Raw genomic sequence first — 20,554 nt, forward strand, 5'->3', positions numbered from 1 at the left:
CGCTCGACGCGGGTTCGACGGCGATTCGAATTGAGATCGAAAACGCCGGACGGCGGCTGATTCGCATCGTCGACAACGGCAGCGGCATGCTGCGCGACGATGCCCTGCTGGCCTTCGAGCGGCACGCCACCAGCAAACTGACCGACGTCAAAGACTTGCTCTCCATCGCAACATTGGGATTCCGCGGCGAAGCGCTTCCGTCGATCGCCTCCGTCTCGCGGCTCACGCTGGAAACGCGCGCGATCGAGGAACAAACCGGCTCGCGCATCGAGATCGCCGGCGGCAAGATGCTGAGCTGCGATGAGATTGCGCAGAGCGTAGGCACGACGATCTCAGTCCGCGATCTGTTCTTCAATGTCCCCGCGCGCAAGAAGTTTCTGCGTTCGGAGCAGACGGAGCTGGCCCACATCGCGTCGCTGGTGACGCATTACAGCCTGGCGCAGCCGGAGAAATCGTTCGAGCTGCGCGACGGCGCGCGCGAGTTGCTGAGTGTCGAGCCGGTCGGAAGCTTGCGCGAACGCGTGTTCCAGGTGTTCGGCTCGCGAACCATTGAGGACCTGATTGAACTCACGCGCCGGGAGCGCATTTTTGAACTGGATCGTTCCGATCCCGACCCGGTGCCGCTGCGGTTTGCACTGCGCGGGTTCGTTTCACGTCCGCAATTGCAGAAGAACAATCGCAACTCGATCTACGTTTTCGTGAACGGGCGCTTGATTCGCGATCGCCTGATTCTGCATGCGATCTCGGCGGCCTATTACAACCTGATGCCCGCGAGCGCGTACCCGTTCGCCCTGCTGTTTCTGGATTGCGATCCGCAAGCAGTCGACGTGAACGTGCATCCCTCGAAGACGGAGGTTCGCTTCCGGCAGCAGAGCTTTGTCCACGATTTCGTGCGCGATGGGATTCGCGAACAACTGATGGAGTCTCGACCCGCGCCGAGCTTCCGGCCCTCGCCGCCCGCACAGCCGGGCGCGGTGCTCCCGTACTCCGAGATGACCCAGGCGATCGAAGACATGCCCGCCGAGGACGTTTTCTCAGGCGCGACCGAACACGCGCCGGTCTTCAATTTGCAGCCGCAACGCGGACCTGACCCGCGCCTCGATTTCTACGATGCGCCTCCGCTAGACCCAGCGCCGCCGGAAGAGAGGCTCTCGCCGCTGCGTCTCCCGATTCCCGACACGCACGGCGCCTTCCCGGCCGGCGCCTATCACGACGGCCCGGCCACGCTCACCGGCATCGGCGATTTGCGGCCGCTCGGTCAGCTGCACGACAGCTTCATCCTTGCCGCCGGACGCGACGGCCTTTGGATCATCGATCAGCACGTGGCTCACGAGCGGATTTTGTTTGAGAAGGTGCTCAGCGCGCGTTCCGCCGGACGTGTGGAAGTGCAGCGCCTGCTCATGCCGCTGATCCTGCAACTCACGCCGGGCCAGCAGATTGAATACGCGCGCATTGCGGATGAACTGATTGCGAACGGATTCGAGTCCGAACCATTCGGCAACCGGACCATCGCGATTCAGGCGGCGCCCGCGTCCATCGGTCCGGGTGATCTGGAGCGCGTGATTTACGAGATCCTCGAAATCGCAGAGTCCGAGGCGCGGCACGTGTCGCTCGACGATCTGCGCCGCGCCATCGCAGCGTCCATCGCATGCCGCGCAGCGATCAAGATCAACACGAGGCTGGATGCGTCGAAGATGGATTATCTACTTCGGGAACTAGCGCGCTGCGATTTCCCGATGTCCTGCCCGCACGGGCGACCGGTCGCGCTGCACTACTCGACCAGGGAAATTCTGAAAGCTTTCCACCGGATTTGAGGCTCGTGCGCCGGGGGAGAAGAGCCGTTTAGCGATAACGTGGTAGCGATCAGACGTATCGCGCTTGGCGGGGAACACTCTTCGCGCGACGGCGATGCTCAGTCTTCTAGCTTCAGTCCTTCGCACCATAGATCCGATCGTCGACAGCCGAATAAACTCAGCGATCGAAATGCCCAGCGATGCCGCTTGTTTCCTTACGAGATCATATTCATTCTTGTCAAGACTGATTTGCGTTCGGCTCATGTTATCGCCGTTGCAGATCATGTTAACGCCCGAGCCGCGCGTGGCTAGTTTTCGGGCCCGGCAAACAGCAGCAGGTTGCCATCGGGATCTTCAACAATGAAGTTCTTAGCGCCCCAAGGCTGCTTCTTCAAAGTCTGGCGAAACGCGGCACCGGCCGACTGAAACTCAACAAACAGCAGCTTGATCTCGGCCGCTGTAGCAACGGTCATAGATACCGATAAGAGTTCCTCCCGATCGCGGACCGTCGGCTCGGTTACTGGTCGATCGACGCTCCTCAGATTGAGCCGCGCCCCGTCGCGCGCCACCTGCGCATAGTAGGGAGGCTTGCCGTAGCTAAATACAAGCGTAAAGCCTAACTTGTCACAGTAGAATTCGCATGATTTCTCGACATCGGTGACGAGCAGTTGCGGTTCTACACCGACAATCGTTGCTTTGGATGGGGATCCGTTCACCTTGAGCGGCGCGGTCGAAAGTCCAGCTTTCAGCGCTTGCCAACTATCGAAGCCTTGCTGTTTTGCGACTAGCTCTTGCGCATCGCGGAGCTTAAAGGTCCCCGCCAGAACCTCGGAGTCGGGCATGTTGACGAAGCGAGGTAAATGCTCGCGAATTTGTGCGGCGACGGGATAGTGGCCCTCGCGGTGCCACCGCAAAATGAGCTTGGCTTGCTTTCTGAGGTTCTCTAAATTGAGCATGCAGGGTCTCCAGAAATGAGATCGTAGGTGGGCATTGCCCTTCGGCGAACCGCCGTTGCTCCTACATGCGCAGATCACAGTTTAGGCGAGGGTGCCGGCACTTGTCAATTGCTTTGGCTGTTTACGATGAGTAAATAGCAATGACTGTTCAATGTTAGGACTTGCATGGTGTGCGCGTAGCGCAGTTGGTAAGCACGGAAGACCCACGAAGAACCGATAAGCAAGCGGTCGAGATCATCTCGGCAGCGTCGTCATGTCAATCCGAGCTGATTATCCTCCCGGTAGAGCAACTTAGCGACGACTTTCTGAACCTGAGAACACGAGTTGCCGGCGAAGTACTTCAGAAGTTTGTAACTTATCGCAAGCGGGCCGTGAAATCTGGTTCGTCCCGAACTCACCGGGCCGTTGGCGACGGTGAGCCTCCCATACCGGCTGAATCCGTAATAGCCTAAGTGAAGTGTCCGAACTGAGCCCGCAGCAATGGGAGGAAGTTGAAAAGCTATTCGCTCGCGCACTGGAACTAACTCCGGACGAACGGGGGGCATTTCTCGAGCGGGAATGCCGGACGGAGGACGTGCGCCGCGAAGTAGTTTCGCTTCTCCAGCATGCGGGAAGCGAGCCGCTGATAAGCGCTCCCGCTATTGCCGCGGCGGCGGCCTCAGTTTGGGAAACCAACCCGGACGAGCGGCTGATTGGAGCGCGGCTCGGGTCCTATCGTCTGCAATCGATTGCCGGATATGGCGGTATGGGCGCAGTCTATCGCGCCTATCGCGATGACGATGAATTCCAGCAGCTGGTAGCGATCAAGCTCGTCCGCGCCGCCGCCGAATCGCGAAGCGCGCAGCAGCGATTCCGTCAGGAACGGCAGATACTCGCCAGCCTATCGCATCCGAACATTGCGCGCTTATTGGACGGGGGCTCTACACCCGAGAACGTGCCGTATCTGGTGATGGAGTTCATTGAAGGTGAACCCATTACGAAGTGGTGCGAGCAGCAGGCTCTTACCATCGAACAGCGCGTGCGTCTCTTCCTCCCGGTTTGCGCGGGAGTGGAGGCTGCGAATCGCGAGCGCGTGATCCATCGCGACTTGAAGCCGGCCAACATTCTAGTGACTCGCGAAGGCGTGCCCAAACTTCTGGATTTCGGCATCGCCAAGTTATTGGACGAGGACCCTCGGGACCCAGGGTTTACGGCGACGCGTTCCCAGGTAATGACGCCGGAGTACGCGTCGCCCGAGCAGGTTCGCGGCGGCAGGGTTACCGCCGCGACCGATGTCTACTCGCTCGGTCTGGTGCTCTACGAAATCCTGACCTCCCAAAAAGCCCAGAGTATTCCGGAGCACACCCCACATACGATCGTCAAAGTCGTGTGCCATGCCGAACCGCTTCCCCCGGCCATTGTGAAATCGCAGCTCTCCGGCGACCTGGATAACATCATCCGGAAAGCCATTCGGAAAGAACCCGAGCGGCGTTACTCTTCGGCTGCGGATCTGGGCAGCGATCTTACCCGGTATCTTGACGGCCGCCCTGTGCTGGCCCGTCCCGATACTCTCACTTACCGGGCCGCGAAGTTCCTGCGCCGCAACCGCGCCTCGGTAAAAACATCGCTCCTGTCGGCGATGTGCGTCCTCGCGGCACTCGCGCTGTTGAATTGGTTGCGCGGTCCATCGCGGATTCCACGCGTGTTGCAGGTCGAGCAAATTACCCAGTCGGGGCATGTCGAGATCGGAGGCCGGATTGTCGCCGTCGGCTCGAACCTGCTCTTCACGGAACGAAACGGAGGCCGCTGGTCTCTGGCCCAGGTTCCGGCCAGCGGCGGTACACCCTTGCCGTGGCCCGTTCCACTTAGCGATCCGAATATCATGGGCATCTCGCCGGATCGCGAGCGCCTTCTGGTTGCAGCCGACCCAACTTTCGGAGAAAACCGAGCGCTCTGGATTGTACCGATCGCCACCCGATCTCCCCGCCGTCTGGGCAAGGTAGAGGCTTACACCGCTTCGTGGTCGCGCGACGGGCACCGCGTGTTCTATGAGGATGGACCCGGTTTGTTCGTAGTCGACGATGATGGCTCGAATCAACGTAAGTTGGCGGACGTCCCGGATCGGCCGTACGGTATCCGTGAGGCGCCTTCGCCGCAAGCGGATCTTTTGCGGTTCTCGCTTTTCAAGAAAGACATGCGGCCGAGTAGTCTCTGGGAAATTCGTTCGGATGGCAGGGGCCTGCATCGCGTGTTACCGGTTCAGGAACCCGGGCAAGGCTGGCCGGACGGCGATTTTGCGGGCGAGTGGACGCCCTCCGGCCGTTACTACGTGTACCACTCTCGCAGCGGCGACGCCTACCTGTTCTGGGCGTTGCGCGAGAGCCGCGGACTGTTCCCCCTGTTCTATCCCCGGCCCGTCCAAATTTACTCAACTCCGCTAACGATCTACTGGGCGACGCCAAGCCCGAATGGACGCCGCGTCTACTTCGCCACCGGACAAGAGCGGCGCGACCTTGTACGTTTTGATCCCGCTCACGGTCAATTCATGCCCTTTCTCTCCGGCGTATCCGGACGGCACGTCAGCTATTCGAGCGACGGGAAGCAGATCGCATACACCACCGTCCCTCAGGATATTCTTTGGAAGAGCCGGTCGGATGGCGGTGGGCGGCTCCAGTTGACTCCTTCAACGATGCGCGCTTTCCGTCCGAGTTGGTCACCGGACGGCAGCCTGATTATCTTCTACGGGAAGCGGCCCGGCCAGCCCAGCCGTATCTATGTGGTCCCCGCGGACGGTGGAAAACCGGATCCAATCGAAGCGGGGGCCGTCGCCTCCGACGCGAGCTGGTCGCCGGATGGGAAGTCGATCCTTTTCGCCGGTGTGACCCTGGGCGATGCGGGAAACTTCCGGCTATATATCATGGACTGGAGATCGAGGAAATACGCGGCCGTGCCTGGGTCCGATGACTTAGCGTACGGCGCATGGTCGCCGGACGGGCGTTACATCGCGGCCACCGGCAGCGTTCCCGGCATCCGGCTATTCGATACCGGAACGCAACAATGGTCCCAGTTAGCCGACGGTCCGCTATTAGGCTCTCCTTTCTGGTCGCATGACGGAAGATATGTTTACTTTCAGAACTCGTCCACATCAGAAGATCAACCGATTTTCCGCGTGCGGGTTAACGGCCGGAAGCTTGAAAATCTGATGAGTTCCAGGCAGCTTCCGCAGTCGGATGTGACCGGCTACTCGTTGTGCGCGCTCACGCCCGACGATGCTCCGGTCGCCAATGTGATTCGCACCAATTCGGATATCTATGCACTGGACGTTGACTTACCCTGAAAGTCCCTGCCTGGTCTACTCCGGATGATTGCGTACAGATGCCATACTCCCGCGGCGCTAACATAGTGGTCGTGATGAAACTCTTACTTGGAACTCTAACCATCCTGGCGTTTTCTTCAGTAGCCGTTTTAGCTCAGCACGAGCATGGCGGGGGCGCTCCGGGTGGTGGCGGAGGAGGATTTCACGGACCTCCGGGCGGCGGCTACATCCCCTCCCATGGACCGGCACCGCACCAGAATGCACCGCAGCCGGCCCCGCGCGGCGAATCGCACCCGAACTTCCGTGACCAGCCCGGACACCCGAACTCTCCTCACGTCGATGAGCACGATAACTGGGTCGGACATGAAGGCGGGAATGCGCATTACCATCTCGATCACCCGTGGGCCCACGGCCACTTCGCCGGTCCGATCGGCCCAAGTCATATCTATCGGCTCGGCGGCGGCGGCCCGTCCCGTTTCTTCTTCAACGGCTTTTATTTCGGCGTGGCGCCTTACGACTTCGGATATTGCGCCGGGTGGCTCTGGAATTCCGACGACATCATCATTTACGATGACCCGGACGATCCAGGCTGGTATCTCGCCTATAACCCGCGGCTAGGCACTTACGTCCACGTGCAGTATCTGGGTTAACCTAGAACACCTTGCCGACGCGCGCGGCTCGGCGGACTAGTACTTGAATGAGCCGCAACATTTACCAATGAGCCGCACCATTTACCGAGCCGCGACGGCGACGGAGCGGTTACTACCACGACCTGTGAGGCCGAACGGCCAGGTCAATCGGTTAGGTTCAACGCCACAAGTTAGAATCTGGGATGTGCGTCCCCGTCGCTGTGCGCTGTTAATAAGCCTGACCCTGATTGCTCCTCTGATTTCCGCGCAGACGTCCGCTTCTGCGCCCGCGGTTCCGAAGACCGGCCTTCTGCAGAACGGCACTTCGCTGTTCCAACAGAACTGCGCCTTCTGCCACGGGCGGGACGCGGGCGGCGGCGAAACCGGTCCCGACCTGACGCGCTCCAAAATTGTGGCGGACGATGTCGGCGGCAATAAAATCGGGCCCATCGTGCGCAACGGCATAACGGATAAAGGCATGCCGAAGTTCGCTCTGCCCGATAACGATATTGCCGCTCTGGTCGCCTTCATTCATGAGGCCAAGACCAAGGCGGAGTCCCAAAAGGGCGGCCGCCGCGGGGTTGACCCGAGCGATCTGACGACAGGCAATGCCGAAGCCGGCAAACAGTATTTCAATGGCGCCGGCGGATGCGCCCGCTGCCATTCCCCCACGGGCGATCTGGCCGGCGTCGCCGGGAGACGCGAAGGGCTCGCGCTGGAGCGGGCCATGTTATACCCGCGCAATCCACCAGCGACGGCTACCGTTACCCTCCCGTCCGGAGAAACCGTCGAGGGTAAGCTCATCCATCGCGACGAATTCACGATCGCCCTTCGCGACGCCTCCGGCCGGTATCGTTCCTGGTTTGTCGATCGAGTGAAGGTCTCGGTCGATTCGCCCGCCGATGCACACGCCGACCTGCTCGCTAAGTACACCGATTCCGATATACACAATTTAATGGCGTACTTACAAACCTTAAAGTAAACCGAGTGAAACTTATGAACGTTACCTCGATATTTACCCCGACCCTACTTCTTGCCTGCCTGCCCGCCGCGCTCCTGGCCCAAGGCGTGGTTCCCGAAACGCTGCTGCATCCGCCGAAAGACACGTGGCCGGGATATCACGGAGATTACTCCGGTAAGCGCCATAGTTCGCTAACCCAGATCACTCCCCAAAACGTGCCGGAGTTAGGCCTCGCGTGGATCTTTCAAACGGGCCAGAGCAATGTTATAAAAGCTTCTCCTTTAGTAGTCGACGGCGTTATCTATTTCACTCTCCCCGATAACGTCTATGCCGTTGACGCTCGTTCCGGCCAGCAGGTCTGGCACTATACCTATCCTCCCAACAAGGGATTCCATATCGGACACCGCGGCGTTTCCATGTACAAAGACTGGCTCTTCTTTCTAACGCCGGATGCCCATCTAATCAGCCTCAATGCATCCGACGGAAAAGTTCGCTGGAATGTGGTAGTCGCCGATTCGCAAAAAGGGTATTGGGCGACCATGTCGCCGATGGTGATAGGGAATCACGTGATCATTGGCGTTTCAGGCGATTTCGATAACCTGACCGGATACCTGCGGTCGATCGATCCGGAAACGGGCAAGACCCAATGGCAGTGGAATAGCACGCCGCCCGTGGGAACTCCGGACGCGACAACCGGCGGAATGACGTGGATGACCGGAACTTATGACCCCGATCTCAACCTGCTCTACTGGGGCACCGGCAACCCGACGCCGGTACTTACCGCGAGCACCCGTCCAGGCGACAACTTATACACCTGTAGCATCGTTGCGGTAAATCCGGATGACGGTAAGTTGGCGTGGGCGTTTCAGGCATCGCCGCACGACACTCATGACTGGGACGCGGTGGAAACTCCCGTTCTGGTGGATGCCGATTTTCACGGCGCGCCGCGCAAGATGCTAATGCAGACCTCGCGGAACGGCTACTTCTTCGTTCTTGACCGCACTACCGGAAAGAATCTTCTGACGGCGCCCTACGGCCCAGTCAACTGGTCGCTCGGCGTTGACAAGGAGGGAAGACCGATCCCGAACCCCGACAAGGAACCCGCGCAGGACGGACGGTTAGTCGCTCCGGACGAAGGCGGTCTCACTAACTATCGTTCGCCCAGCTTCGATCCAGCTACCGGACTCTTTCTGGTCGATGCACACCCGGCTTACGGAATCTACTTCGCCAAACCGGCTGACGGAGTCTTCGGATGGGCCGGCGCGGATTACACCGTGTGGAGCAAAGCGGTTCTTGACGCGATCGACTATCAAACCGGCAAAATCCGCTGGAGTCATGAACTAGGTCCGAATGGCTCCGGAGCCGGAGTGCTGACCACCGACTCCGGCGTTACCTTCACGGGAGATTCCTCCGGCAACTTACTCGCCTTACAAACGAAAGACGGCAAGACCTTGTGGCATGCCGGAACCGGCGGTTCGATGGAAAGCTCACCCATCACCTATGAGCTGGACGGCCGCCAATACGTACTCACCAGCAGCGGCGGAGTCCTTTTTGCATGGGCTCTCCCGCAAGTGCTGTTACATTCCGGTCAGTAAAGAACGCTGGCTAACGCGCGCGGCTCAGTAAATTATTACCTTTCCGCGACGGCGACGGAGCGGTCACTGCCCGCGAGCTACTAACTTTCGAACATATAGGCGACGGCGCTGTCGAGCTTCCGTGTCTGGCTATCGAACATGTCAACCGCAAGCGTGCCGATTGTTCTTTCCGTCGAGAGCAAACGGACGGAGCGATAACTTGACGGTCAGCACTCCACATCGCGCTTCCCACGCCGCCACGTTTTGCTGTAACCTAAATGCACCAGACGCGTATACGGAACCAGAAACAAATGCAACTCAAAACTTGTTCGTTTCTCGCTTATCTCGGCTTGGCTGCATCTCTGCTTACGGCGCAGAACGGCATCAGCCCTCGTCCGTCCCCGGCCGACTACCCGGTTCAAGCCACCATCCCAAATGCCGCGCTCGCGGCCACCGCGCTTTCTCCGGCTCAAATGCGCAGCGCCTTCACCACCAATCTCAGCGGCAAGGGATTCATCGTCCTCGAGGTCGCCTTCTACCCCACCCAGCCGCAGATGAACATCTCGCCTTCGAACTTCCAGTTGAAGGTCGGCGACCATTTCATCCGGCCGTCCGATCCGGCGGTCGTTGCTCACGTACTTCGCCCCAAAGACGATTCGCCGACGTACTCGAGCGGGAAGACGGTCCAGGTGGTGCCGAACGCTGAGATTTATCACGAGTCATATCCCGGCGGAGTTTACAACGGCAACGGGAACGCGAACGGCACGACGCCGCGGGGCGGATGGGGAACAGGAACGGGGGTTTCGGTCTATGGACCCGTACCCGCGGGCGGCGCTTCCGGTTATCCGTCGCAGTATCCGAACGACCGCGGCGCGATCGAGGCGGAACTGACGGACAAATCACTTCCCGACAACCGCATTCTGCAGCCGACCGCGGGCTTCCTTTACTTCTCCGCTCCCTCGCACTTCAAGAAAGACATGCCGGTGGAACTCGATTACTCGCCGGAGGGCAATACCAGCGCGGCTGTTCACCTGACGGTGCCGCCGCCGGCCAACAAGTAGCTTGTTCCGCTACTTCAGGTGAACTACCATCGAATTGAACGGATGGATGCCGCGATTTTTTACGCTCGTTGAGGCACGGCGCATGCTGCCGCGAGTGAGGACTCTGGTCGAGCACGCGATCGAAAGTAAGTCGCAGTACGAAGATTGCGCCCAGCGTTCCGAGCATCTCATGCGCCGCATCATGATCTCCGGGGGCTTGAATGTGGATCGCGGGTCGGCCGCCCTCAATCGCGATCTGCAGAACCGCAGCGGCGAACGCCTGAAGTCTTCCGTCGATGAAATTCACGAAGCCGGCGTGATCGTCAAGGATCTCGACGTGGGTTTGATCGACTTCCCTACACTCTTGAAAGGTTCCGAAGTCTACCTGTGCTGGCGGTTGGGGGAAGACGACGTGCGATACTGGCACGGCGTTCACGAGGGTTTCGCGGGACGGAAAACCATCGATGACGAATTCATTGCCAACCATAGCGGCGGGACTGAAGAGTAGCCAAACGATGGAAATCTCAAGACGGAAGTTCTTTGTAGCGAGCGCTGCGGCGACGGCGGCCGCGAATGCGCGATCGAGCAATGGCAAGCGCCCGTTGATCATCTGCGCGGCCAATGGGTATCGCTATCTTGATCGCGCATTCGAAGCCCTTCATAGCGGCGCCGACACCCTGGATGCCGGCTTAAAGGTCGTTACGGGACCCGAAGACGATCCGGCTGACGATAGCGTCGGCTTAGGTGGTCTGCCGAACGAAGAGGGCGTGGTTGAGTTGGATGCGTGCTGCATGCACGGACCGACCCGCCGGGCCGGGTCGGTCGGCGGCGTCCGGAATATCAAAAACGTGTCGCTGGTCGCGAAGGCCGTCATGGAACATACCGGACACGTCATGCTGGTGGGTGAAGGCGCCGAGCGGTTCGCCGTCTCCATGGGATTCCCTCGCGAGAATCTGTTGACGGAACACTCGCGTAAAGTATGGACGCTGTGGCGCGAGACCCACTCCAATCAGGATTGGTGGGGACCTCAAGTCGGCGCGCCAAACTGGACGGCGCCTGAAAGTCACGCGGAACGGCTCGTCAAACTGAACGAGGTCGCGGCTAACCTCGGGATTCCCGAAGACCAACGCGCGGACGCTATCCACAAGGTTCTTGTGCCGCCGACCGGGACGATCCACTGCTCCGTCGTGAACGCGGCCGGCGAAATCTCAGGCGTGACCACCACTAGCGGACTAGCCTGGAAGATACCCGGCCGTCTGGGAGACTCCCCGATCATCGGGGCGGGATGTTATACCGACGCGGATGTCGGGTCTGCGGGCGCGACCGGCAGCGGCGAAGAGAACATCAAAGTAGCCGGCGCACACACGATTGTAGAGAACATGCGCCGCGGCATGTCGCCGCAAGAAGCCGGCATGGATACTCTCAAGCGCATCGCGCATTATCACAAGGACGATCAAACCCAGTTGAAGTATGTCAGCATGATCTACTACATACTCCGCAAAGACGGTGCGTATGCGGGCGTTTCGTTATGGAGCGGCGGCGATCGCAAGCGCCGGTTCGCGGTTCATGACGGAGAAAAGCGCTACGAGACCTGCGCATTCTTATTCGATGGCAACCCCATCGAGTGGCCGCCGTCGCCGAACGTTCCCTGGTAGAAAATCCCCAAACCGCCCATCCCCGAAAGTTCCTTGGGTCAGTAGAATCCCAACCGAGCCCGACCGAAAGGGAGGGTTGCTCTCAGCCGCGCCACTTGCGAACTTACCCTTCTAACCGCGCGACCCGCACGCTCTTAGCTACATGGATCTGTCGCAGTAGCCAGATATTGATCCAAGTCATGTCGATTTCGTACCAAGCCAGCCCGTGCCGCGCCGATGTCGGGTGCGCGTGGTGATTGTTATGCCAGCCTTCGCCGAAAGTCACCAGCGCGACCATGGCGTTGTTCCGCGAATCATCGCCGGTCTTGAATCGCCGCGCGCCCCAGAAATGCGTGGCCGAGTTGATCAGCCACGTCGCGTGCAGGCCGGCAGTTACCCGGACAAACAATCCCCATAGAAGGAACGGAAGGCCCCCGGTTGCGAGTAACGCAACACCAACCAGCGCCAGCGGCACGTAATGATACTTGGTTAGCCAAACATAGAAAGGGTCGCGAACTAAATCCGGCGCATAACGCGCGGATTCCTCCACATCGCAGTGCGTAGCATCGCCGACCAGCATCCAGATCAGATGCGCCCACCACTTACCGTCCCGAGGCGAATGAGGATCACCTTGCTTATCCGAGAACTTATGGTGTACGCGATGGGTGGCTACCCAGGATATCGGCCCGCCCTCAAGCGCAAGAGTTCCGCAGATCGCGAAAAAGTATTCGACTAACTTCGGCACGCTGTAGGAACGATGAGTCAGGAGCCGGTGATAACCCATGCCGATCCCCACGCTGAGTGCGAGCCAGTAAAGAACGATGGCGACTAACAGCGCCCGCCAGTTGAAAAAGAAAAGTGCGGCAACGGCTCCGATATGAAAGACGGTAAACGCGATCAGGCTCGTCCAATTAATGCCTTGCTGCTTGCGAAACTGCTCCACGGCTCCGGCTGTGGCTTCCAATTGAGGCGGCATAAACGCTGATCCAACGGTAGCAGCGCCGGAGTCCGGTGATTGTAAGAGTTCTGTCAGGGAGCGCCATTGATCGCCTGGCGCTGTCCGAAATGTTTGCGTTACGCGATACAGTCTTCTTCTTGGACTGCGGGATGATAAGAAACCGCTCGAAGTGGTTCGGGAGGGACAATGAGAATCGCCAGTTGGAATGTGAATTCGATCAAATCGAGGCTTGAGCACGTCAAGAGCTGGCTGGAAGCCCACGAGCCCGATGTGTTATTGCTACAGGAACTCAAAGGGACGGAGTTTCCATCCGCCGCCTTTCTGGAAATCGGCTATCAGTCCGTAGCTGTGACGCAAAAGACTTACAACGGTGTAGCGATTCTGTCACGCACGCCGATTGTAACTCTAAGTACAACTCTCGCCGGCGACGAGGCGGATAGCCATGCGCGCTATCTGGAAGCTTCCGTCGGCGGTATTCACATCGTCAATATCTATCTCCCGAATGGAAATCCTCCAGGGAGCGAAAACTTCGCGTATAAGTTAGCCTGGATGGATCGCCTGCAGCGGCAGATGAGTCGATGGGCGGAAAGCGGTACCGAAGTGCTGATAGGCGGCGATTTCAATGTGATCCCCGAGGATATCGATTGCCACAAGCCGGAATCGTGGATGCGCGACGCGCTCTTCCAGCCCGAGCCGAGGGCCCGCTACCGGGCTCTGCTGCAACTCGGATATACCGACGCCTTCCGGTCCTTGCATCCGGGAGAAGCCGGTCAGTTCACTTTCTGGGACTACTTCCGTCAGGCGTTCGAGCACAATCGCGGCATCCGCATCGACCACTTTTTGCTATCGCCCAAGCTCGCCGAGCGGCTCGTGTCGTGCGTGATAGATAAGGAGCCGAGGAAACAGGTGAAGCCGTCCGATCACACACCCATCATTGTGGAGCTGAATCTATAGCGGCGATATCATATAGGAGTGTTCCGCCGCTTAGGAGTACCGTTACCGAGCCGCGACGGTGACGGAGCGGTTACTAACGGTTAGAGTGTTCCGCGGCGGTGCGATTGGAGAATAAATGCCGGACGTTGAAGAAAACGACATAACAAGAGAAGACTTGATCAAGGCGCTGAATGAAGATTTGTCGCGCGAATATCAGGCGATTATCGCTTACGTGAACTACTCACAGGTACTCAAGGGCGCCGCCTACATGAATATCGCGGATGAGCTTGAAAAGCATGCCGAGGAAGAGCTGGATCATGCCCTGCAGATCGCGAATCACGTGGATTATCTCGGAGGAATGCCTTCCGTCGTGCCAAAGAAGGTGAAGACGTCGGAGAAAGCCGAGGAGATGCTGCAATTCGATCTCGACAATGAGCGAGAAACCATTCGCCAGTATCGCCGGCGCGTGAAACAGGCCGATGCCCTGAACGAGTTTGCGATCGCCGAGAGTATCCGAGGCATTCTGGTTGAAGAGCAGGACCACCTGATCGCACTGGCGACTGCCCTCGGAATCGATCCACCGAACCCAGGTATCGCCGACTAACTCGATGTAACTGAACTTACGGCTTCGGCAGAGCGAAAGCAACCAGCGCGTTAGTAGTTCCGAAGACCAGAAACTGACGGCCGTCAAGCTCGAAAGTAATCGGGCCGTTAGTCAAGTTCTGGCCAATATTAGCGTGCCAGAGAGTCGCGCCCGTTGCAGGATCGACCGCGATCAAGTTACCGGAGGTATCGCCATCGAAGACGAGGCCTCCGGCGGTACTGAGCAGGCCGGCCACTACGCCGCCGATGTCATGCTTCCAGCGAACCGCGCCGGTCTGGTAGTCGATCGCTTCCAGGGTACCGGCAAAGTTCAGAAAGTCATCCCGGCCGGCAAAGCCCTCGGCCTTACCTTCGGCGGTCAAGTAGAAGATACTCCAGTTTTGCGAGGCGTTCAGATAGAATAGCCCGGATTGCGGATCGAACGTGGGAGGAAACCAATTCGTCGCTCCATTGGAACTCGGCGCGACTAAGGTGCCGTCGCGAGAGGGCTCTTTCTTGGGATCGGGAATGGGCTGGCCCTTCGCATTGAGTCCCAGCGACCAATTCGGTTCGATGAAGGGCGCGGTCAGAAGGTGTTCGCCCGTCGCGCGGTCCAGCAGAAAGAAGTAACCGTTCCGCGAACCTTGAGCGACCAGCTTGCGCGGCTTTCCCTGAAACGGCGCATCGAAAAGAACGGGTGTCTGAACGGCATCCCAATCGTGAGTATCGTGGGGCGATACCTGGTAATACCAGGCCATTTTGCCGGTATCGGGATTGAGCGCCACGATCGAGCACGTCCATAGGTTGTCACCTTTGCGCGCCGCGCTGGCATGCACGGGATTCGGATTTCCGGTTCCCCAGTAGATCAGATTCAGTTCGGGATCGTAAGTCCCAGTCATCCACGTCATGCCGCCCCCGTGACTCATCGACTCGATGTCGGGCCATGTCTCCGAGCCGGGCTCGCCGGGTTTCGGTTCTACGTTCCAATGCCATTGCGCATCCCCGGTTTCAGGATCGCGCGATTCGAGATACCCTGGGTTATCCAACGAATCGCCGCCAACGCCGACAACCAAATGATTGCGAACAACCAGCGGCGACATCGTGCAGAAGTATTCCAGCTTCGGATCGGCGATCTGCTTCTGCCAGCGCACGGTGCCGTCTTTGGCGTTTAGCGAGATCAGGTTGCAATCCGGCGATTCGAAGTAAAGCCAATCGCCCCACATAGCCACGCCGCGGCTGCCGATGTGGGTCGCTTTGCTGGGCGGGTACTTATAATGCCAGAGTTCATGGCCCGTGCGCGCGTCGACGGCCCAGACATTATCGGGAATGCTGAAGTATAAAACGCCGTTTACTTCCAGGGGTGTCGACTTAATCCAGCCGGCGAAACCGCCGAGACCGGCGACGCCGGCGTTCGATGGATGGTAAGTCCAGACTTTCTCCAACTTAGACACATTCGAGGCATTGATCTGGGTCAGCGGACTAAAGCGGCGCCCCGAGTAATCGCCGTTGTACGTGGGCCACGCGCTCCTGGGAGGTTGCCCGATAGAGGCGGCCGGGAGTTGTTGCGCCGAGTAAGGCTCGGCGGCGGCAAGCACCAAAACGCCAAGCGCGAATAGCATTTTCACCTGATGGCTCACTTCAGAGTCTCCAGAAAAGCAAGCGTATCGTGCATCTGGCGATCCGTGATATGGGCCATCAGTTGTTCATGCGCGGCCAAAGGATCGTCTACTGTGACTTTTGCACCTTCGGCATTTAGAACACGATGCTGGCCGGAGGCATCTTTCAACACGACTTTGAATTCGTCCCTATGTTCGAGCACGCCGGATTCGGTCTGCCCCGACGGAAGAACCACAGTTACTTTGACGGGTGGAGCCGGCTTCGTCTTTTTGCCCATCATCGAATCCATATAGGTCGGGACGGGATAGATCATGCGGCGTTGTAAGTCTACGGGTTCGTACGCCGCGGCGATATGTTGCAGGTCGCCGGTCGTCGAGTGGCACGTGGAGCACTTACCAGCGCCGAAGAAGAAACCTTTCCCCGCAGCCGCGTCGCCGGTGAGTAACCCGGATATCGTGTAGCTGAACCGGTTCGCGGTCGCCGCCGCGCGCGAATGCAGGAAGGCGGCGAGATCGGCAATTTGTTCGGGTGTGTAATTGAAAGCCGGCATTCCTCGCTCAGGCCGGCCGTTAAGAATCACGGGTCCGATCTGATCGCCATGCTCATCGTGAAGGACCACGGAAGAGCGAACCAAGTCGGGCGCGCTCCTCCCGGTAGCCTCGGTACCGTGGCAGAAAGCGCAAGCGGAAATAAAAGCCTGGCGGCCGCGCTCGATCGCCGGGTCGGGTGGCGACGCCGGCCCGAACTGCGCAACCAGGGGCAGGGCGAGGAATATCGTGGATAAGAGCACCAAAACAATCAGATTGTATCGAGTCCGAAACGGCCTAGCGCTTCCGCGGCTTGCTCCCCGTCCGCTTCTTCGTCACCGCCCTTGCATTCTTCTCCACGCGCAACTTCCATGCCGCATAAAGCGCGCCCGTAAGTACGTCTTCATCCGCTTGCGCCAGCCGGATATGCGTCGCACCCATCCGTCCCCATCCGCCGAACACGGGAATGAATAGCTCCGGCTGCTCCTCCACGAACGCCGCCTGCTGCTCCGGCGAGAACATCAGGTTGCCATAACCTTGCGCTTCGGAAGCGAGAGTAGCGAAGATCCTGCCGCCTACGCGAAAGTCCGGCGCTCCCATATGCGAGCTCTCTTCCGCGCCCTCCATACTCAGTGCGATGCGGCGAAAGTCACTCGCGTTCATCTAATGCGCGGCCGCCGCCATCGCCTCGTTCAGACCTTTAAATATCGCGTCATAGTGTCCGCTTTCCGCGGCGTACCGCAGGGGCTTCACATTTTCCACGCAGATCTCGTCCACCGAATTCTTACTTAGGATCTCCATTACCTCCGCAATGTATTTTTCGAGCGGCATAGCGCGCGGATCGGACCGGCCGCCCATTAAGTCGGTGGCCACATATGGAGGTATAAGTTCGAGAACCTCTGTCGTCGTCCCCTTGAGCTGATAGCGGAGCGATTGCGTGTAAGAATGAATCGCCGCCTTGGTTGCGCAGTAAGTCGGCGTCGGAGCCATCGGAACGAAAGCCAGCCCGGAGGAAACATTCATGATCACGGACCGCGCCTGTGTCCGCAGCAAAGGCATGAGAGCCGCGGTAAGCCGGATCGGACCTAGCAGATTTGTGTTGACGATAGCTTCCGCGTCCGCAAGATCTTCGGGCTGCGCCGATAAGTTCTCCCGCCGCATGATCCCGGCATTATTGATTAGTACATTCAGATTCGGATATTGTTCCGAAACCTGAGCCGCGAATGCGCGGATTCCGGCTGCGTCCCCGGCGTCGAAAGCGATCGATTTCATGCCGGGGTTCGCCGCCGTGGTCTCATCCAGCATCTGCTGCCGCCGCCCGGCGATGATTACCTGGTTACCGCGTTTCTGAAACGCTTCGGCCAAACCGCGGCCGATCCCCGAGCCTCCGCCCGTGATCAAAATGGTATTGCCTGTCAATTGCATCTAACTTAATGCTACTCCGCGCGCGAGCTCAATTTTACCGAGTTCGGCATGACCTTCGGTTCACAACCAAACATGAAAAGAAACCGTACAGCCCCACTCCGAGCCCGACCGAAAGGGAGGGTCCCCCGCTGTCAACCGCATTGACTCTCCTCGCGTCGACAGCTTTCGCGGGTGAGGTCACAATCAACGTCAGCAGTCTCGTTAACGAGCCTTGGACCTATCAGACCATCCCCAACTCAGGCACGTTTCCCGTTGGTTATCAGAATCTCGACGGTATTCCATTCGAGATTTCGACCGCCCCGAATAACGTTTGGTTGGGCCGCGCCGCGGCAAATTCCGGCCCCGGGACTGTAGCCGTGACCATTCCGATCGGAGTCGAAGGCGTAACCACTGTGTTCACGCTGCTCAATACATTCTGGGGGCAGCCCGGGCCGGCGACGTTTACCAAAACACGATTAACGGAACCAGCACTGTCCAGGCTTGGACCAATGGAGAAGGTCAACGCCTGGACCGCAACGAGGGTTTCAGTCGCGGCATGTTCACCGCACTTACCGTTAGCACCTGCCCGGTTATCGCCACGGAGAACCTAACTTTGTCGAGAATCTACTTACAGCGCATTACCCTGGCGAACCGCGGCGCCACCGCGGTTTCCGGCCCGGTCTATCTTGTTTTGAAAGACCTTCCGGAGGGGTCAAACCTAGCGCCCAATACAACTCTATTCCTGTACCTCAAGCTCAGCGGCCCCTCCGGCGCCGCGATTACTTACACACCGCTGCTGGCCAGTAGCTTGGCCGGCACGCCGTAATCAGATCGCCACCTGCTCGATACACTCCTCCAGCGTCGTCATCGCGAAATCCGCCTGATCGCGCGTCACGATCAGCGGCGGACTCAGCCGCAGCGTGTTTTCGCCCGCGCCCAGAATCAACAGCCCGCGCTCGAAGGCCATATCGACGATCCGGTCGCGCTCTTCCGGCGCGCGCTCTTTGGTCTTCTGATCGCGCACCAGTTCGATCCCGATCATCAGCCCCAGCCCGCGCACATCGCCCACCAGCGGGAACCGGCCGGGCCAGGTCTTCATCCGGTCCATCATGTAAGCGCCCATGCGCGCCGCGTTATCCACCAGCTCCTGCTCCAGCAGCTCAATCGTCGTCAGCGCCGCCGCGATCGATACCGGGTTCCCCCCGAACGTCGACGCATGCGCTCCCGGCGGCCAGTTCATCACCTCCGCATTCGCCACCGTCGCGCTGATCGGCATGCCGCTCGCGATTCCCTTGGCGACCGTGAAGATATCCGGCTCGATTCCAAAGTGATTCGACGCCCACATCTTCCCCGTGCGCCCCATTCCGGACTGCACCTCGTCCACGATAAGCAGCATGCTGTGGCGATGCGCGATGCGCTGCAGTTCTTCCAGGAATTCCTTCGGCGGCACAATGTATCCCGCCTCGCCCTGAACCGGTTCCACCACGATCGCGGCCACTTCATCCGCCGGCAGAATAGTCTTGAGCAGCTGATCCTCGATCACGCGCGCGCACTCGATCCCACACGTATCCGGCGTCTTGCCGTAAGCGCAGCGATAGCAGTACGCATAAGGCACGTGGTGCACGCCCGCCATGAACGGACTGAACCCGCGGCGCTGCACCGGCCGGCGCGCGGTCAGCGACAGCGCACCCATGGTGCGTCCATGAAACGCGCCTAAAAACGCGATGAACTTGTCGCGGCCCGAGTGGTAGCGCGCCATCTTAATCGCGGCTTCCATCGCCTCCGTGCCGGAGTTCCCGAAGTAAACGCGCCGTTCGGCGTTACCCGGCGCGAGCGACGCCAGCTTCTCGGCCAGCTGCACCATGTTTTCGTAATAGAAGTCGGTTCCCGACATGTGCAGGAATTTGGCCGCCTGCTCCTGAACCGATCGCACCACCGCGGGATGGGCGTGCCCGGTGGAACAGACCGCGATTCCGGCGTTGAAATCGAGAAAGCGATTGCCATCGACATCGATGACGGTTGCGCCTTGGCCGCGGTCCATCACCAGCGGGTAGCCGCGGGTATAAGAAGGCGAAAGGACTTTGTTATCGCGATTGATAATGGCCTGGGCGCGCGGGCCGGGCAGCGGGCCCTTGAGCAGAGGCAGAGCGGGTGAAGACTCGTCCATGCGGAGTTCTTCCATAACCGTGTTCATAGTGAATCTCCTGATTCCAACCGAAAATTACGAAACGAATAGAGGAGGGCCGCTCGGAACGGAGCGGTTAGTCGGAACCGAAAAGGCTGGGACGAGCCATGCAGGGGCGCACGGGCATGATCCAGAGTAGCTGAAAGCGCGCGAAAGCGAAACCCCCGGGTTCGAATAGCGCTTGAATATTCACGGGCGGCAACCCTCCCTCTCCAACCGGCAACGGAATCCCGCACCGGCAACGGAATCCCGCACCGGCAACCGAATCCCGACACCGAGCCCGACCGAGAGGGAGGGTCTTCCACACTGCCGCCGCCACCCCTGCTAGAATCTCCACCGATGCTCCGCCGCGAATTCCTAACCGCGCTAGCCGCCGCACCCCTGCTCCGTTCCGACACCCCACCTCTCCCCGTCAAGCTCGGCATCGACCTCTTCAGCCTTCGCTCCCAAGGCTGGACGCCGTTCC

19 protein-coding genes are annotated in these 20,554 nt (G+C 59.3%); 12 read left to right on the top strand and 7 right to left on the bottom strand.

Annotated features, from left to right (window positions below):
• Positions 1–1,814, top strand: a 1,814-nt coding sequence (gene mutL / locus H1Y01_RS11215; protein WP_180540610.1) for a DNA mismatch repair endonuclease MutL, incomplete at its 5' end; no start/stop codon positions are given.
• Between the two features lie 287 nt (positions 1,815–2,101).
• Here mutL and H1Y01_RS11225 read toward each other — a convergent pair.
• Positions 2,102–2,749 carry a VOC family protein gene (locus H1Y01_RS11225; RefSeq protein WP_180540612.1) on the bottom strand — a complete coding sequence of 216 codons (648 nt, stop codon included), beginning with the start codon at positions 2,747–2,749 and terminating at the stop codon, positions 2,102–2,104.
• A gap of 170 nt (positions 2,750–2,919) precedes the next feature.
• Between H1Y01_RS11225 and H1Y01_RS20055 the strand changes: the two genes are divergently transcribed.
• The 8 genes from H1Y01_RS20055 (at position 2,920) to H1Y01_RS11265 (ending at position 11,903) form a co-directional block, all read left to right on the top strand.
• Positions 2,920–3,201, top strand: a complete 282-nt coding sequence (locus tag H1Y01_RS20055; RefSeq protein WP_219341464.1) for a DUF4180 domain-containing protein — start codon at positions 2,920–2,922, stop codon at positions 3,199–3,201.
• A gap of 5 nt (positions 3,202–3,206) precedes the next feature.
• Complete coding sequence (locus H1Y01_RS11235; RefSeq protein ID WP_180540614.1) at positions 3,207–6,065, top strand: protein kinase domain-containing protein; 2,859 nt, start codon at positions 3,207–3,209, stop codon at positions 6,063–6,065.
• A 74-nt stretch (positions 6,066–6,139) separates the two neighbouring features.
• Positions 6,140–6,694 (top strand): hypothetical protein, encoded by a 555-nt coding sequence (locus H1Y01_RS11240; protein WP_180540615.1) that lies wholly within the window; start codon positions 6,140–6,142, stop codon positions 6,692–6,694.
• Positions 6,695–6,878: 184 nt separating this feature from the next.
• On the top strand, positions 6,879–7,655 hold the full coding sequence (locus tag H1Y01_RS11245; RefSeq protein WP_219341465.1) for a c-type cytochrome: 777 nt from the start codon (positions 6,879–6,881) through the stop codon (positions 7,653–7,655).
• Between the two features lie 14 nt (positions 7,656–7,669).
• Complete coding sequence (locus H1Y01_RS11250) at positions 7,670–9,229, top strand: acido-empty-quinoprotein group A (RefSeq protein WP_180540628.1); 1,560 nt, start codon at positions 7,670–7,672, stop codon at positions 9,227–9,229.
• A gap of 290 nt (positions 9,230–9,519) precedes the next feature.
• Entirely contained in the window at positions 9,520–10,269 is a 750-nt protein-coding gene (locus tag H1Y01_RS11255; protein WP_180540617.1) for a hypothetical protein, read from the top strand.
• 46 nt (positions 10,270–10,315) lie between these two features.
• Positions 10,316–10,756 carry a DUF2203 domain-containing protein gene (locus H1Y01_RS11260; RefSeq protein WP_180540618.1) on the top strand — a complete coding sequence of 147 codons (441 nt, stop codon included), beginning with the start codon at positions 10,316–10,318 and terminating at the stop codon, positions 10,754–10,756.
• A gap of 7 nt (positions 10,757–10,763) precedes the next feature.
• Entirely contained in the window at positions 10,764–11,903 is a 1,140-nt protein-coding gene (locus H1Y01_RS11265) for a N(4)-(beta-N-acetylglucosaminyl)-L-asparaginase (RefSeq protein ID WP_180540619.1), read from the top strand.
• Between the two features lie 103 nt (positions 11,904–12,006).
• On the opposite strand, the gene H1Y01_RS11270 is transcribed toward H1Y01_RS11265, so the two are convergent.
• Positions 12,007–12,858 carry an acyl-CoA desaturase gene (locus tag H1Y01_RS11270; RefSeq protein WP_180540620.1) on the bottom strand — a complete coding sequence of 284 codons (852 nt, stop codon included), beginning with the start codon at positions 12,856–12,858 and terminating at the stop codon, positions 12,007–12,009.
• A 168-nt stretch (positions 12,859–13,026) separates the two neighbouring features.
• Here H1Y01_RS11270 and xth point away from each other — a divergent pair, with 168 nt between their 5' ends.
• Entirely contained in the window at positions 13,027–13,794 is a 768-nt protein-coding gene (gene xth / locus H1Y01_RS11275; protein ID WP_180540621.1) for an exodeoxyribonuclease III, read from the top strand.
• A gap of 115 nt (positions 13,795–13,909) precedes the next feature.
• The gene (locus tag H1Y01_RS11280) at positions 13,910–14,377 is read left to right on the top strand and encodes a ferritin-like domain-containing protein (protein ID WP_180540622.1); all 468 of its coding nucleotides are present in this window, start codon (positions 13,910–13,912) and stop codon (positions 14,375–14,377) included.
• A gap of 16 nt (positions 14,378–14,393) precedes the next feature.
• Here H1Y01_RS11280 and H1Y01_RS11285 read toward each other — a convergent pair whose 3' ends face one another.
• The 4 genes from H1Y01_RS11285 to H1Y01_RS11300 are packed head-to-tail and all read right to left on the bottom strand — an operon-like array spanning position 14,394 to position 17,924.
• Positions 14,394–15,992: an acido-empty-quinoprotein group A gene (locus tag H1Y01_RS11285; RefSeq protein ID WP_219341467.1), complete on the bottom strand. Its 1,599-nt coding sequence runs from the start codon at positions 15,990–15,992 to the stop codon at positions 14,394–14,396.
• On the bottom strand, positions 15,989–16,762 hold the full coding sequence (locus H1Y01_RS11290; protein ID WP_180540624.1) for a c-type cytochrome: 774 nt from the start codon (positions 16,760–16,762) through the stop codon (positions 15,989–15,991). Before H1Y01_RS11290 ends, H1Y01_RS11285 begins: the two co-directional genes overlap by 4 nt.
• 34 nt (positions 16,763–16,796) lie before the next feature.
• Positions 16,797–17,162: an MmcQ/YjbR family DNA-binding protein gene (locus tag H1Y01_RS11295; protein WP_180540625.1), complete on the bottom strand. Its 366-nt coding sequence runs from the start codon at positions 17,160–17,162 to the stop codon at positions 16,797–16,799.
• Complete coding sequence (locus H1Y01_RS11300) at positions 17,163–17,924, bottom strand: SDR family oxidoreductase (RefSeq protein ID WP_180540626.1); 762 nt, start codon at positions 17,922–17,924, stop codon at positions 17,163–17,165. It lies immediately after the preceding gene.
• Positions 17,925–18,459: 535 nt separating this feature from the next.
• On the opposite strand from H1Y01_RS11300, the gene H1Y01_RS11305 reads away from it, so the two are divergent.
• Positions 18,460–18,729 carry a hypothetical protein gene (locus H1Y01_RS11305; RefSeq protein WP_180540627.1) on the top strand — a complete coding sequence of 90 codons (270 nt, stop codon included), beginning with the start codon at positions 18,460–18,462 and terminating at the stop codon, positions 18,727–18,729.
• Here the strand turns inward: H1Y01_RS11305 and H1Y01_RS11310 are convergent, their stop codons facing one another.
• Entirely contained in the window at positions 18,730–20,097 is a 1,368-nt protein-coding gene (locus tag H1Y01_RS11310; protein ID WP_219341469.1) for an acetyl ornithine aminotransferase family protein, read from the bottom strand. It lies immediately after the preceding gene.
• Positions 20,098–20,554: the final 457 nt, after the last annotated feature.

This window comes from Nevskia soli (assembly GCF_903970205.1).
Taxonomy (GTDB): Bacteria; Acidobacteriota; Terriglobia; order Bryobacterales; family Bryobacteraceae; genus Bog-113.